This is a genomic window from Pseudomonas sp. FW215-R2 (assembly GCF_058789255.1).
Genome location: NZ_JBYTBO010000003.1, coordinates 143,351 through 157,873, shown reverse-complemented (window position 1 = coordinate 157,873; position 14,523 = coordinate 143,351). Strand labels below are relative to the sequence as shown.

The 14,523-nt window shown below is 59.8% G+C and carries 11 protein-coding genes; 8 read left to right on the top strand and 3 right to left on the bottom strand.

From position 1 onward, the window contains the following. Positions 1-159: 159 nt before the first annotated feature. From AC3WRD_RS05600 to AC3WRD_RS05565, 8 genes are all read left to right on the top strand, one after another. Positions 160-1,782: an ABC transporter substrate-binding protein gene (locus AC3WRD_RS05600; protein WP_102619423.1), complete on the top strand. Its 1,623-nt coding sequence runs from the start codon at positions 160-162 to the stop codon at positions 1,780-1,782. Positions 1,783-2,076: 294 nt separating this feature from the next. Further along, on the top strand, positions 2,077-3,675 hold the full coding sequence (locus tag AC3WRD_RS05595) for an ABC transporter substrate-binding protein (RefSeq protein WP_102619422.1): 1,599 nt from the start codon (positions 2,077-2,079) through the stop codon (positions 3,673-3,675). Between the two features lie 178 nt (positions 3,676-3,853). After that, entirely contained in the window at positions 3,854-5,266 is a 1,413-nt protein-coding gene (locus tag AC3WRD_RS05590) for an OprD family porin (protein WP_096818899.1), read from the top strand. A 78-nt stretch (positions 5,267-5,344) separates the two neighbouring features. Continuing rightward, the gene (locus tag AC3WRD_RS05585) at positions 5,345-6,940 is read left to right on the top strand and encodes an ABC transporter substrate-binding protein (protein ID WP_102619421.1); all 1,596 of its coding nucleotides are present in this window, start codon (positions 5,345-5,347) and stop codon (positions 6,938-6,940) included. A 73-nt stretch (positions 6,941-7,013) separates the two neighbouring features. Further along, positions 7,014-8,024, top strand: a complete 1,011-nt coding sequence (locus AC3WRD_RS05580) for an ABC transporter permease subunit (protein WP_096818896.1) — start codon at positions 7,014-7,016, stop codon at positions 8,022-8,024. Between the two features lie 11 nt (positions 8,025-8,035). Next, complete coding sequence (locus tag AC3WRD_RS05575; protein WP_096818895.1) at positions 8,036-8,962, top strand: ABC transporter permease subunit; 927 nt, start codon at positions 8,036-8,038, stop codon at positions 8,960-8,962. A gap of 10 nt (positions 8,963-8,972) precedes the next feature. Further along, positions 8,973-9,941 (top strand): ABC transporter ATP-binding protein, encoded by a 969-nt coding sequence (locus tag AC3WRD_RS05570; RefSeq protein WP_085711820.1) that lies wholly within the window; start codon positions 8,973-8,975, stop codon positions 9,939-9,941. Then, the gene (locus AC3WRD_RS05565; RefSeq protein WP_096818892.1) at positions 9,941-10,921 is read left to right on the top strand and encodes a peptide ABC transporter ATP-binding protein; all 981 of its coding nucleotides are present in this window, start codon (positions 9,941-9,943) and stop codon (positions 10,919-10,921) included. Before AC3WRD_RS05570 ends, AC3WRD_RS05565 begins: the two co-directional genes overlap by 1 nt. Before the next feature lie 105 nt (positions 10,922-11,026). Here AC3WRD_RS05565 and AC3WRD_RS05560 read toward each other — a convergent pair whose 3' ends face one another. The 3 genes from AC3WRD_RS05560 to AC3WRD_RS05550 all read right to left on the bottom strand — a co-directional run bounded on the left by AC3WRD_RS05560 (position 11,027) and on the right by AC3WRD_RS05550 (position 14,394). Next, on the bottom strand, positions 11,027-11,284 hold the full coding sequence (locus tag AC3WRD_RS05560) for a hypothetical protein (protein ID WP_096818890.1): 258 nt from the start codon (positions 11,282-11,284) through the stop codon (positions 11,027-11,029). A gap of 156 nt (positions 11,285-11,440) precedes the next feature. Beyond that, positions 11,441-12,676 carry an MFS transporter gene (locus AC3WRD_RS05555; RefSeq protein WP_102619420.1) on the bottom strand — a complete coding sequence of 412 codons (1,236 nt, stop codon included), beginning with the start codon at positions 12,674-12,676 and terminating at the stop codon, positions 11,441-11,443. A gap of 134 nt (positions 12,677-12,810) precedes the next feature. Further along, positions 12,811-14,394, bottom strand: coding sequence for a peptide chain release factor 3 (locus AC3WRD_RS05550; protein WP_096818886.1), 1,584 nt, complete (start codon positions 14,392-14,394; stop codon positions 12,811-12,813). Between the last annotated feature and the right edge of the window lie 129 nt (positions 14,395-14,523).

Below are 14,523 nucleotides of genomic sequence, written 5' to 3'. Positions count from 1 at the left end.
TTATACAGATGCGACATTAAGGTACGTTCGTGCCACCGTTTGATGCCGCCGAGCGCTCTGGATCTTGCATTGGGTATGGGCCCTGCATAAGTATCCGCAGGCACGACTCACGAGGTCGTACCTCAATATTAAAAAATGACAACAAATCATGAGGCCAACATGCTTAAACACGCGGTCATTCCGTTTTTAGTCGGCGCAGGCTTGTTAGCCTCCGCACCTTTCGCTTCCGCTGCGACTAACCTGGTGTTCTGCTCCGAAGGCAGCCCGGCCGGTTTCGACCCAGGCCAATACACCACCGGAACCGACTTCGACGCCTCAGCCGAAACCATGTTCAACCGTCTGACCCAGTTCGAGCGTGGCGGCACCGCCGTGATTCCTGGGCTGGCGACCAGCTGGGACATTTCGACCGATGGCCTGACTTACACCTTCCACCTGCGTGAAGGCGTCAAGTTCCACACCACCTCGTATTTCAAGCCGACTCGTGAGTTCAACGCCGACGACGTACTGTTCACCTTCAATCGCATGATTAACAAGGATGACCCGTTCCGTAAGGCGTACCCGACCGAATTCCCGTACTTCACCGACATGGGGATGGATACCAACATCACCAAGATCGATAAAGTCGACGACCACACCGTCAAGTTCACTCTGAAAGAAGTCGACGCCGCGTTCATCCAGAACATGGCCATGAGCTTCGCGTCGGTTCAGTCCGCCGAGTACGCAGCCCAGCTGCTGAAAGAAGGCAAGGCTGCCGACATCAACCAGAAGCCGATCGGCACTGGTCCGTTCGTGTTCAAGAGCTACCAGAAAGACTCCAACATCCGCTACACCGGCAACAAGGACTACTGGAAGCCTGATGACGTGAAGATCGACAACCTGATCTTCGCCATCACCACCGACCCGTCGGTGCGTATCCAGAAGCTGAAGAAGAACGAGTGCCAGGTCACCCTGTTCCCTCGTCCGGCTGACCTCAAGGCACTGAAAGAAGACCCGGCGCTGAAGATGCCTGACCAGGCTGGTTTCAACCTGGGCTACATCGCCTACAACGTGATGGACAAGGTCAAGGGCAGCAACGAAGCCAACCCGCTGGCCGACCTGCGCGTTCGCCAGGCGCTGGACATGGCCGTCAACAAGCCACAGATCATCGACTCGGTTTACCAGGGCGCGGGCCAACTGGCCGTCAACGCCATGCCACCGACCCAGTGGTCCTACGACACCACCATCAAGGACGCCAAGTACGATCCTGAGAAAGCCAAGCAGCTGCTCAAGGAAGCCGGCGTCAAGGAAGGTACCGAGATCGTCCTGTGGGCGATGCCGGTTCAGCGTCCGTACAACCCGAACGCCAAACTGATGGCCGAAATGCTCCAGTCCGACTGGAAGAAGATCGGTCTGAACGTGAAGATCACCAGCTACGAGTGGGGCGAGTACATCAAGCGCTCCAAAGGTGGCGAGAACCAGGCCATGATCATTGGCTGGAGCGGTGACAATGGTGATCCGGACAACTGGCTCAACGTGTTGTTTGGTTGCGACTCGCTGAGCGGCAACAACTTCTCCAAATGGTGCGACAAGAAATTCGACGGCCTCGTGAAAGAAGCCAAGCGCACCACTGACCAGGCCAAGCGCACCGAACTCTACAAAGAGGCGCAACACGTCCTCAAAGATGCAGTCCCTATGACACCTATCGCTCACTCGACGGTGTATCAACCCATGCGCGCCAACGTGCAGGACTTCAAGATCAGCCCATTCGGCTTGAACTCCTTCTACGGCGTCAGCATCAAGTAAAAAAACGGCGGCGACGTTTTCAGCGTCGCCGCTGTTTTTTTCTGCCGAATAGTCAGGAATTTGCCTACATCCATTTCCACTTGGTCTTACCAGGTTGGTTTAGGACGTGTCGCCTTTTCCTACGAGTCTTTAGGACTCAGCGCATTTACTGCCAGACCTGCGGCCCCTACCGTCAGGTTCTGACCAGTGACTGCGTGGGCTATCGGTTTGCTGTGGGTCTGAGCTCAATGCCGCCACAACTTCCCTGGAAGGGATCGCGGCGCATTGAAAAACACTGAGAAAAGAGGGAGCGTCATGCGCCACACCTTGGTTTTTTCCGCATTGCTGGGCGCCGGCCTGCTGGCCGCCACGTCCGCGAGTTTTGCCGCCAGCGACAGTCTGGTGTTCTGCTCCGAAGGCAGCCCGGCCGGTTTCGATACCGCGCAGTACACGACCGCGACCGATAACGACGCCGCCGAGCCGCTGTACAACCGCCTGGCCGAGTTCGAAAAGGGCGCGACCAATGTCGTACCGGGCCTGGCAACGAGCTGGGATATTTCCGAGGATGGCCTCAAGTACACCTTTCACCTGCGTGAAGGGGTGAAATTTCATACAACGGCGTACTTCAAACCTACCCGTGATTTCAACGCCGACGACGTGCTGTTCACGTTTAACCGCATGCTCGATCCGCAACAGCCATTCCGTAAGGCTTATCCGACCGAGTTCCCGTATTTCAACGGGATGAGCCTGAACAAGAACATCGCCAAGGTCGAGAAGACCGGGCCGCTGACCGTGCAGTTCACGCTCAACAGCGTCGACGCCGCGTTCATCCAGAACATCGCCATGAGCTTCGCCGCCATTCTGTCTGCCGAATACGCCGACAAGCTGCTGGCCGAAGGCAAGCCGAGCGACATCAACCAGAAGCCGATCGGCACTGGCCCGTTCGTGTTCAAGAGCTATCAGAAAGACTCGAACATCCGCTACACCGGCAACCCGCATTACTGGGATCAGAGCCGGGTGAAGCTGAAGAACCTGATTTTCGCGATCAACACCGACGCTTCGGTCCGCGTGCAGAAGCTCAAGGCTGGCGAGTGCCAGGTCACCCTGCACCCGCGCCCGGCCGATGTGCCGGCACTGAAGAACGACCCGAAACTGAAACTGATCGAAAAGCCGGGCTTCAACCTTGGCTACATCGCCTACAACGTGCGCCACAAACCGTTCGACCAGCTCGAAGTGCGTCAGGCGCTGGACATGGCGGTGAATAAACAAGGGATTCTCAACGCTGTTTACCAGGGTGCCGGTCAACTGGCGGTCAACGCCATGCCGCCGACCCAATGGTCCTACGACACCACGATCAAGGACGCCGCCTATAACCCGGAAAAAGCCAAGGAGTTGCTCAAGGCTGCCGGCGTCAAGGAAGGCACCGAGATCACCCTGTGGGCCATGCCGGTGCAGCGTCCATACAACCCGAACGCCAAACTGATGGCCGAAATGCTCCAGGCTGACTGGGCCAAAATCGGTCTGAAAGTGAAGATCGTCAGCTACGAATGGGGCGAATACATCAAACGCACCAAGAATGGCGAACACGACATCAGCCTGATCGGCTGGACCGGTGACAACGGGGATCCGGACAACTGGCTTGGCACGCTGTACAGCTGCGACGCCATTGGCGGCAACAACTACTCCATGTGGTGCGATCCGGCTTACGACAAGCTGATCAAAGAGGCCAAGGTCGTCACCGACCGCGACCAGCGCACCGTGCTCTACAAACAGGCCCAGCAGTTACTCAAGCAGCAAGTGCCGATCACGCCTGTCGCCCACTCGACGGTCAACCAGCCGTTAAGCGCCAGGATCGAAGGATTCAAGGTCAGCCCCTTCGGTCGCAACGTGTTTTCGGGTGTCAGCATCGATTAAACAAAAAACCGACTAGCCGCAACGCTGAGGAGGCCGTCTACCTCCTCACGCAAGCGCTTTGCCGAAATTCGCCAATCAGGCCTTTTGCAAACGTTTGCGATGTGTGAATGAGTTCTAAAACCAAAAACCGGCCAACCCAAAAAAGCCGGCATAAAAAGAAAGTAAAGGAGCTTCACCCATGAAACTGAGCAGCACCGCGATACTGGCTCTGGCCATCAGCAGCATCACCGCCACGGCTTATGCCGAGGAACAGAGCCAGGCGTACACCCCGGTTACCGTCAACGAGCAGAGCGCCCAGGCTGAAGCCACCGGTTTCCTCGAAGGCTCCAAGATCAGCGGCACGACCCGTAACTGGTACGCCAACGAGCAACTGAAACGTGGCGGCAAGTTCACCTACCGCAAAGACGGTGTCGCGACCCCGACCGATCGTCGTATCAACTGGGTGCAGGGCACCATCGTCAACTACACCTCCGGCTTCACTCAGGGCACCGTCGGTGTCAGCACTGAAGTGGCCGCGTACAACGCCGTTGCCCTGGAGCGCGATCGCAAGGATCTGGCCTCCAACAATGGTGGCGCACCGGGTTCGCGTCCAGGCGCAGGCAACAACCGTACGCTGACCAAAGAAGGCGGCGACGCTGAAGGCCAGTGGAGCAAACTGGGCCTGGCCAACGTCAAGTTCCGCGTTTCCAACACCACGCTGACCGCCGGTCGCCAGAACTTCAGCACGCCAATCGTCGACACCATCGGCAACCGTGCGCTGCCTTCGAGCTTTGAAGGTGTCAGCCTGCACAGCGAAGAGCTGAACAACCTGTCGTTCGACGCCGGCAGCTTCGATCGCGTATCGCCACGTACCGAAGAGAGCCTGTCGAAATTCCGCTCCGAGTACACCAACAACAGCGCCGAGACCGATCGCGTGAGCATCGTCGGCCTGAACTACCAGCCGCTGAAAAGCCTGAAGACCAGCCTGTACGCTTCCAAGGTTGAAGACTTCTGGAACCAGTACTACTTCGGCGCCACCCACGAACTGGGTGACAGCAACGTCGTAAGCCTGACCACCGGCCTGAACTACTACAAGACCGTCGATACCGGCAAAAAAGAGATGGGCAACATCGACAACGACACCTACTCCCTGTCGTTCGGTCTGACCCACCAGGCCCACAGCCTGACCTTCTCGTATCAGGAAATTAACGGTAACGAGTACTTCGACTACCTGCACGAAACCAACGGCATCTACCTGGCCAACTCCCTGCTGTCCGACTTCAACGGCCCGAACGAGAAATCCTTCCAGGTCGCCTACGGTCTGAACATGGCCGAATACGGCGTGCCAGGCCTGAAGTTCAACATCTACCAGGCTCGCGGCTGGGGCATCGACGGTACTCACTACACCGGCACTGCGTATGACGTGAAAAACATGGACGGCGAGCACCACTACGAATACGGCATCGGTGCAACCTACGCTGTACAGAGCGGCCCACTCAAGGCCACCACCATCCGTGGTACCTACACCGCTCACCGCGCCAGCGAAAACCAGGCTGACGGCAGCATCAACGAGTTCCGTCTCGTGACCACCGTACCATTCAACATCCTGTAAAAACGCACGCCGACGGCTGACTCAGTGACGAGTCGGCCGTTCGGCTTTTTGTCTTCAACCGATTGCAGAGGGTTCTTGATGAAAATGCTTCCCCTACGTGCGGCCATCGCTGCCGCGTTGCTGAGTGTCGCTGTCGGCGTCTCGGCCAAACCCTTGGTGGTCTGCACCGAAGCCAGCCCGGAAGGCTTCGATATGGTCCAGTACACGACTGCAGTCACTGCCGACGCGGTGGCCGAAACCATCTTCAACCGTCTGGCCGACTTCAAGCCAGGCACCACTGAAGTGATCCCGGCGCTTGCCGAGTCCTGGGACATCAGCGACGACGGCCTGACCTACACGTTCCACCTGCGCAAAGGCGTCAAGTTCCACACCACCGAATACTTCAAGCCGACTCGCGACATGAACGCCGACGACGTGGTCTGGAGCTTCCAGCGTCAGCTGGACCCGAATCATCCGTGGCACAAGCTGTCGAGCGTGGGCTTCCCGTACTTTGAAAGCATGGGCTTCAAGGAACTGCTGAAGAGCGTCGAGAAAGTCGACGACAACACGGTCAAGTTCACCCTGACCCGCCGCGAAGCGCCGTTCCTGGCCGACATCGCCATGGCGTTCTCCTCGATCTACCCGGCCGAATACGCCGACCAGTTGCTCAAGGCCAACAAGACCGGCGACCTGAACAACAAGCCGGTCGGCACTGGCCCGTTCGTCTTCCAGCGCTACAACAAGGACGCCCAGGTTCGCTTCAAGGCCAACCCGGACTATTTCCGTGGCAAGCCGCCGGCTGATGCCCTGATTCTGGCCATCGCCACCGACAACAACGTTCGCCTGCAGAAACTCAAGGCCAACGAGTGCCAGGTCGCGCTGTATCCGAAGCCGGACGACATCCCGAGCATCAAGAAAGACGACAAGCTGAAAGTCGATGAAATGGACGCGATGACCGTCTCCTACATCGCCATGAACACCCAGCACAAATACATCAGCGACGTGCGGGTGCGTAAAGCGATCGACATCGCCTTCGACAAGGAAGCCTATGTCAACGCGCTGTTCGGCAAGGGCAATGCGTCGGTCGCGGTCAACCCGTACCCGCCGACCCTGCTGGGCTACAACCACGACCTGAAGAACCCGCCACGTGACCTCGATGCAGCGCGCAAACTGCTCAAGGAAGCCGGCGTGCCGGAAGGCACCGTGTTCACCCTGTTCACCCGCAACGGCGGCGGCCCGACCAACCCGAACCCGATGCTGGGCGCGCAAATGATGCAGGCTGACCTGGCGAAAGTCGGGATCAAGATCGACATCCGCGTGATGGAATGGGGCGAAATGCTCAAACGCGCCAAAGCCGGCGAACACGATATGGTTTCGGCCGGATGGGCGGGCGACAACGGCGACCCGGATAACTTCCTGACGCCTATGCTCAGTTGCGAAGCCGCCAAGAACGGCGAAAACTACGCTCGCTGGTGCAACGAGAAATTCCAGACCCTGCTCGACGAAGCACGGGCTAAAGTAGATCCGGCCGAACGCGCCAAACTGTACGAAGAAGCCCAGGCCATCTTCAATCAGGACCAGCCGTGGATCAGCATGGCCCACACCCGGATGTTCACTGCAATGCGCAACAACGTTGAGGGTTATCACATCAGCCCTCTGACAACCAATAACTTCGCCACCACCCAGGTGAAGTAGATAAGAAACTCCCGGCCTCCCTGACCCCAGGGTCGCCGGGCACGCCTAACCGGCCGATGAGGTACCACACAAGATGTTAAGTTTTATTGCCCGCCGACTGGGGTTGTTGATCCCCACGTTTTTCGGCATCACCTTGCTGACTTTCGCGTTGATTCGCATGATCCCCGGCGATCCCGTGGAAGTGATGATGGGCGAACGTCGGGTCGATCCCGAAATGCACGCTCAGGCAATGGAACGCCTCGGTCTGAACAAGCCGCTGTATGCCCAATACCTGGATTACATCGGCAAGCTTGCCCACGGCGACCTCGGCGAATCCCTGCGTACCCGTGAAAGCGTCTGGACCGAGTTCACGCAACTGTTCCCGGCCACCTTTGAACTGTCGATGGCTGCCCTGCTGTTCGCCGGTGTCTTCGGGCTGCTGGCCGGCGTCATTGCCGCCCTGAAGCGAGGGTCCCTGTTCGATCATGGAGTAATGGGCATATCCCTCACGGGATACTCGATGCCCATCTTCTGGTGGGGCCTGATTCTCATCATGTTTTTCTCGGTCAGCCTGGGCTGGACGCCGGTTTCCGGGCAGAACGACCTGTTGATCGACGTTGAGCGCAAAACGCACTTCATGCTGATCGATACCTGGCTCAGCGATGAACCGGGCGCCCTGCTCGACTACCTGCATCACCTGATCCTGCCCGCCATTGTGCTGGGCACCATTCCGCTGGCGGTGATCGCCCGGATGACCCGTTCCTCGATGCTCGAAGTGCTGCGCGAAGACTACATCCGTACCGCCCGTGCCAAAGGCCTGTCGCCAGCACGCGTGGTGTTCGTCCACGGCCTGCGCAACGCGTTGATCCCGGTGCTGACCGTGGTCGGCCTGCAAGTCGGCACCCTGCTGGCCGGCGCCGTCCTGACCGAAACCATCTTCTCCTGGCCCGGCATCGGCAAATGGCTGATCGAAGCCATTGGCGCCCGGGACTATCCGGTCGTGCAAAACGGCATCTTGCTGATTGCCTGCATTGTGATTCTGGTCAACTTCGTGGTGGACATCCTCTACGGCTTTGCCAACCCACGCATTCGTCACCAGCGCTGAGGTCAATACCCATGAGCACTCCAACATCCTCAGTAGCCACCGCCACCTCGAACGTGGATCAAAGCCTGCTGTATCCGTCGCCGTACAAGGAGTTCTGGCAAGCATTCGCCAAGAACAAGGGCGCCGTCGCCGGTCTGGCGTTCTTCACCCTGATCGTGTTCTGCGCGATCTTTGCCCCCTGGGTCGCGCCGCACAATCCGAGCGAGCAATACCGTGACTTCCTGCTCACCCCGCCGGTGTGGCTGGAAGGTGGGCAATGGCAGTTCATCCTCGGCACCGACGAACTGGGACGCGACTTGCTGTCCCGCCTGATCCAGGGTTCGCGCCTGTCGCTGCTGATCGGTCTGTCCTCGGTGGTGATGTCGCTGATCCCGGGTATCTTCATGGGCCTGCTGGCCGGTTTCTTCCCGAAGATCCTCGGTCCGACCATCATGCGTCTGATGGACATCATGCTGGCCCTGCCGTCGCTGCTGCTGGCCGTGGCGATCGTCGCCATCCTCGGCCCTGGCCTGATCAACACCGTGATCGCCATCGCCGTGGTTTCGCTGCCGTCCTACGTGCGCCTGACCCGTGCTGCGGTGATGGGCGAACTGAACCGCGACTACGTGACCGCCGCACGCCTGGCCGGTGCCAGCCTGCCACGCCTGATGTTCATCACCGTGCTGCCGAACTGCATGGCACCGCTGATCGTTCAGGCAACCCTGAGCTTCTCCTCGGCGATCCTCGACGCCGCCGCCCTGGGCTTCCTCGGCCTCGGCGTACAGCCGCCAACCCCTGAGTGGGGCACCATGCTGGCTTCGGCCCGCGACTACATCGAACGCGCCTGGTGGGTCGTGAGTCTGCCTGGTTTGACCATTTTGCTCAGCGTGCTGGCAATCAACTTGATGGGCGACGGCCTGCGCGATGCGCTGGACCCGAAACTCAAGAACGCCGCCTGAGGAGATTCCCATGTCACTGTTAGAAATCAAGAATCTCAACGTACGCTTCGGCGACAAGAACGCCACACCGGTGGTCGACGGCCTCGACCTCAAAGTGGACAAGGGCGAAGTCCTGGCCATCGTGGGCGAATCGGGTTCCGGCAAGTCCGTGACCATGATGGCGCTGATGGGCCTGATCGAGCACCCGGGGATCGTGACTGCCGACTCCCTGAGTTTCGACGGCAAAGACATGCTCAAGCTGAGCAATCGCCAGCGTCGGCAGATCGTCGGCAAAGACCTGTCCATGGTGTTCCAGGACCCGATGACCGCGCTCAACCCGAGCTACACCGTCGGTTTCCAGATCGAAGAAGTGCTGCGCCTGCACCTGAAAATGTCCGGTAAGGCCGCCCGCAAGCGCGCCATCGAACTGCTGGAAAAGGTTGAAATCCCGGGTGCCTCCAGCCGCATGGACGCCTATCCGCACCAACTGTCCGGCGGCATGAGCCAACGTGTGGCGATTGCCATGGCCATTGCCGGCGAGCCGAAACTGCTGATCGCGGACGAACCGACCACCGCACTCGACGTGACGATTCAGGCGCAGATCATGGACCTGCTGCTGGCGTTGCAGAAAGAGCAGAACATGGGCCTGGTGCTGATCACCCACGACCTCGCCGTCGTGGCTGAAACAGCCCAGCGCGTGTGCGTGATGTACGCCGGTCAAGCCGTTGAAGTCGGTCAGGTGCCGCAACTGTTCGACATCCCGGCCCACCCGTACAGCGAAGCGCTGCTCAAGGCGATTCCGGAACACAGCCAGGGTGCCGAGCGTCTGGCCACCCTGCCGGGCATCGTTCCCGGCCGTTACGACCGTCCGCAAGGCTGCCTGCTGTCGCCGCGCTGCCCGTACGTGCAGGACAGCTGCCGCGCGCAGCGTCCGACCCTTGACCCGAAAAGCCACAGCCTCGCCCGCTGCTTCTACCCGTTGAACCAGGAGGTGGCGTAATGGCCGTCGTACTTACCGCCCGCGACCTGACCCGTCACTACGAAGTCTCCCGTGGCCTGTTCAAGGGCCACGCGACCGTACGCGCCCTCAACGGTGTGTCGTTCGAACTGGAAGCCGGCAAGACCCTCGCCGTTGTGGGCGAATCGGGCTGCGGCAAATCCACCCTGGCCCGTGCCCTGACCCTGATCGAGGAGCCGTCGTCCGGTTCCCTGAAAATCGCCGGCCAGGAAGTGGCCGGGGCCGACAAGGCCCAGCGCAAGCAACTGCGCAAAGACGTGCAGATGGTGTTCCAGAGCCCGTACGCCTCGTTGAACCCACGGCAGAAGATCGGTGATCAACTGGCCGAGCCGCTGCTGATCAACACCAACCTGTCGGCCGCCGAACGTCGCGAGAAAGTCCAGGCGATGATGAAGCAGGTCGGCTTGCGTCCCGAGCACTATCAGCGCTATCCGCACATGTTCTCCGGCGGTCAGCGTCAGCGTATCGCGCTGGCCCGAGCGATGATGCTGCAACCGAAAGTGCTGGTGGCGGACGAACCGACTTCGGCGCTGGACGTATCGATCCAGGCGCAGGTGCTGAACCTGTTCATGGACATGCAGCAGGAGTTCAACACCGGTTACGTGTTCATCTCGCACAACCTGGCGGTGGTGCAGCACGTGGCCGATGACGTGATGGTGATGTACCTCGGCCGCCCGGTGGAAATCGGTCCGAAGGATGACATCTACGCCCGTCCTCTGCATCCGTACACCCAGGCGCTGCTATCGGCGACTCCGACCATCCATCCGGATCCGGACAAGCCGAAAATCAAAATCGTCGGCGAGTTGCCAAACCCGCTGAACCCGCCACCGGGTTGCGCGTTCCACAAGCGCTGCCCGTACGCGACCGAACGTTGCAGCGCAGAAGAGCCGGCCCTGCGCCAGCTCGACACCCGTCAGGTAGCGTGCCACTACGCCGAGCAGTTCCTCGACGGCGCGGCATAAAAAACCCGCCCTGTTGCCGGGGCGGGTCGTTCAAGCGTTGACCAAACCTCTTCTTCTTCGATTGCGCATCAGTCGGGGAAGAAGGGGTTTTCTTTTGTCTGCAATCTACGTCTGGCTGTCGCCATCATCCGGATCATCGGTATCCGGCTCGTCGGTGGTCGAGTCGTCATCGTCCTTGCTGCCGCCCTGATCCTGATCACCCGGTTCGGACTCGGACTTGGCGAGCATGATCACCGCGGCGTGGCCATGGGTCGCGTTAAAACCTTGCGGTGGGCCGCCAGTACTCGCCCATGCCGCCGTGGTGCCGAGCGTCAGCATCACCAAAACCTTAAGCAACAACACTATGCGTTGAAAAATGCTCATGAGCGTTTCCATCCTTTCGTGATTGAAGCCAGAGTGCCGATCCGGCGCTGAATAAAATCTAGTTCCGATCAGCCGGGTTCACCAGATAGGACGCTAACCAATGCCCATAATTGCTGCGGGTGGACAGACCGCTTTCGAATAACCTCCATAACCGGATCAGCTAAGCGAGGCGGCCTTGCGGGTTTGCAAGGGCTGCTTGCCCGTCACCCGCAAACGGGTCGCCAGATACACCAACGGGACGGACATCAGCGCCAGCGCCGCACTGGCCACCCAGACGCTGTGACCACCGAACTGCCCGTAAAGCTGACCGCTCAGCACCGGTGACAGCAGCGCGCTCGCACTCCAGGCCATGAAAAACAGACCGAAGTACTGACCGCTCTTTCCGGTTTGCGCATGCTGCATGACCAGCACGTTCAGCGGCGGCATGAACAGCGCTTCACCGAGGGTCCAGACCACCGTCGACAGACAGGCATAAAACAAACCGGAACCCAGCGGCAACATGCCGAGCCCGACCGCCAGCAGTATGCAGCCGGCAATCAACGGCCAGCGCGAGCCCCAGCGTTCGCCCCAATGCGAGATTGGAATCTGCAACACCACGACAAGGACTGCGTTGATTGCGAACTGCCAGCCAATGGCCTCGGTACTCAAGCGATAGTAATCGCGCAGGTAGTTGCCGAGCGTGCTGTAGACCGTGTCGAACGCCATGCCGAGCAGGACGGTCGCCGCCAGCAGCCAGAGGAATGGCTTGTCGCGATACGGCAGGCCGGAGCCGGTCTGCGCCTCAGGTGTTTCTTGCGGGACAAGAATCGGTCGTCGCCAGGTGGTGCGGACAAACCAGAGCAACGCCACCAGCGTCAGCGCCGCACTGATGAAGAACACCCAGCGAAAATCCGTCTGCGCCAGCACACCGCCCGCGATACCGGCGGCGGCCATCCCGAGGTTTCGCGCGATACGGCTCAAGGCCTGCGCCCGTGGGCGCTGCGCAACCTCGCAATACTCCATGATCAAGCGTTGATGCAGCGTACGGATCGCGCCGTCGATCGTACCGCTGAGCAACAGCAGCCCGGCCAGCAACGGCACCTGCGTGACCAGCCCGAGCCCGAGCAGCACCCACGCTGAAACGAAGAACAGCGCCGCCGTCAGCCGAGCGGTGCGGACATGGTCACTGAGCAAGCCGCCCAGCATCGAACCGATCAACAGCCCGCCGCCGTACGCCGCCAACAGCCAGCCAACGGTCTCGATGGCGAAGCCCAGTTCCTGACGCAGATACAGCGCCATGAACAGCTTGACCATGCTGCTCAGGCGATTGATGAACAACAGCGCTGCCAGCACCCAGGCCATGGTGCTGAAGTAACCGTCGAGTCGCAGCAGATGAATCAACCGACCGGTCATTACCTTGATCCCTCCTTGATCATTCTTCGCCGCAGGTTCGCACCCGGATCAAATGGACCCGCCCATACTCAATCAACAGGCAAAAAAAAGCCCACTGTTTTATCAGTGGGCTTTCGGGTGTCGCCAATCAGCGCTTAGTGATGCTCACGCGTCGCACGGAATTTCACGTCCGGCCAGCGCTCTTCCATCAGGGCCAGGTTGACGCGGGTCGGAGCGAGGTAGGTCAGGTGACCGCCGCCGTCCAGTGCCAGGTTTTCCACAGCCTTGTTGGAGAATTCCTCCAGCTTCTTCTTGTCGCCGCATTCGATCCAGCGCGCGGAGTACACGGTGATCGGCTCGTAGGAGCACTCGACCTTGTATTCCTCTTTCAGGCGGCTGGCGACCACATCGAACTGCAGCACACCGACGGCGCCGAGGATGATGTCGTTGCTGCGCTCCGGGAAGAACACCTGGGTCGCGCCTTCTTCGGCCAGCTGTTGCAGGCCCTGGCGCAATTGCTTGGATTTCAGCGGATCGCGCAGGCGTACGCGGCGGAACAGTTCCGGGGCGAAGTGCGGGATACCGGTGAAGCCCAGGCTTTCGCCTTCGCTGAAGGTATCGCCGATCTGGATCGTGCCGTGGTTGTGCAGACCGATGATGTCGCCGGCGTACGCCTCTTCCAGTTGCTCACGCTCGGAGGAGAAGAACGTCAGGGCGTCGCCGATGCGCACGTCCTTGCCTGTGCGCACGTGGCGCATCTTCATGCCTTTCTCGTACTTGCCGGAGCAGATACGCATGAAGGCGATACGGTCGCGGTGTTTCGGGTCCATGTTCGCCTGGATCTTGAAGATGAAGCCCGAGAACTTCTCTTCCACCGGCTCCACGGTGCGCTCGTTGGCCACACGGGCCAGCGGACGCGGTGCCCAGTCGACCACGGCGTCGAGAACATGGTCGACACCGAAGTTGCCCAGTGCGGTACCGAAGAACACCGGGGTCAGCTGACCGTCGAGGAACTCCTGCTGGTTGAACTCGTGGCAGGCGCCCTGCACCAGTTCCAGCTGTTCGAGGAAACGATCGTACTCGTCGCCCAGGTGTGCGCGGGCTTCGTCGGAGTCAAGCTTCTCGATGATCTTGGTTTCGGTGCGTTCGTGACCGTGACCGGCGGTGTAGACGATGATGTAGTCGTCGGCGAGGTGATACACACCCTTGAAGTCGCGGTAGCAACCGATCGGCCAGGTGATCGGCGCAGCCTTGATCTTCAGGACGGCTTCGATTTCGTCGAGCAGTTCGATCGGGTCGCGGATGTCACGGTCGAGTTTGTTGATGAAGCTGACGATCGGCGTGTCACGCAGACGGCAGACGTCCATCAGCGCGATGGTACGTGGCTCTACACCTTTACCGCCGTCGAGGACCATCAAGGCCGAGTCCACCGCCGTCAGGGTGCGGTAAGTATCTTCGGAGAAGTCTTCGTGGCCCGGGGTGTCGAGCAGGTTGATCATGTGTTCGCGATACGGGAACTGCATGACCGACGTGGTAATCGAGATGCCCCGCTGCTTTTCCATCTCCATCCAGTCGGATGTCGCGTGGCGGTCGGATTTACGGGATTTCACCGTACCGGCCACCGCAATCGCCTTGCCCATCAGCAAGAGCTTTTCGGTGATGGTGGTTTTACCGGCATCGGGGTGGGAAATAATGGCGAAAGTGCGGCGTTTCGCGACTTCGGCGGCCTGGTTGGTCATGGGAAATCGCCTGGCGGTGATTCAAAAAAGGGCCGCGATTATAGCCCAAGTCAACGCAATAACCGAACCGTTGAGCACATTAAGGGTGGCCAAATGCTGCCGTGGATGGGAACCTTTTAAAGCACGGAG

What these genes read in the sequence shown, in the direction of transcription:
- AC3WRD_RS05600 (WP_102619423.1), top strand. Translation starts at nt 160, where the DNA reads ATGCTTAAACACGCGGTCATTCCGTTTTTAGTCGGCGCAGGCTTGTTA.
- AC3WRD_RS05595 (WP_102619422.1), top strand. Translation starts at nt 2,077, where the DNA reads ATGCGCCACACCTTGGTTTTTTCCGCATTGCTGGGCGCCGGCCTGCTG.
- AC3WRD_RS05590 (WP_096818899.1), top strand. Translation starts at nt 3,854, where the DNA reads ATGAAACTGAGCAGCACCGCGATACTGGCTCTGGCCATCAGCAGCATC.
- AC3WRD_RS05585 (WP_102619421.1), top strand. Translation starts at nt 5,345, where the DNA reads ATGAAAATGCTTCCCCTACGTGCGGCCATCGCTGCCGCGTTGCTGAGT.
- AC3WRD_RS05580 (WP_096818896.1), top strand. Translation starts at nt 7,014, where the DNA reads ATGTTAAGTTTTATTGCCCGCCGACTGGGGTTGTTGATCCCCACGTTT.
- AC3WRD_RS05575 (WP_096818895.1), top strand. Translation starts at nt 8,036, where the DNA reads ATGAGCACTCCAACATCCTCAGTAGCCACCGCCACCTCGAACGTGGAT.
- AC3WRD_RS05570 (WP_085711820.1), top strand. Translation starts at nt 8,973, where the DNA reads ATGTCACTGTTAGAAATCAAGAATCTCAACGTACGCTTCGGCGACAAG.
- AC3WRD_RS05565 (WP_096818892.1), top strand. Translation starts at nt 9,941, where the DNA reads ATGGCCGTCGTACTTACCGCCCGCGACCTGACCCGTCACTACGAAGTC.
- AC3WRD_RS05560 (WP_096818890.1), bottom strand. Translation starts at nt 11,284, where the DNA reads ATGAGCATTTTTCAACGCATAGTGTTGTTGCTTAAGGTTTTGGTGATG.
- AC3WRD_RS05555 (WP_102619420.1), bottom strand. Translation starts at nt 12,676, where the DNA reads ATGACCGGTCGGTTGATTCATCTGCTGCGACTCGACGGTTACTTCAGC.
- AC3WRD_RS05550 (WP_096818886.1), bottom strand. Translation starts at nt 14,394, where the DNA reads ATGACCAACCAGGCCGCCGAAGTCGCGAAACGCCGCACTTTCGCCATT.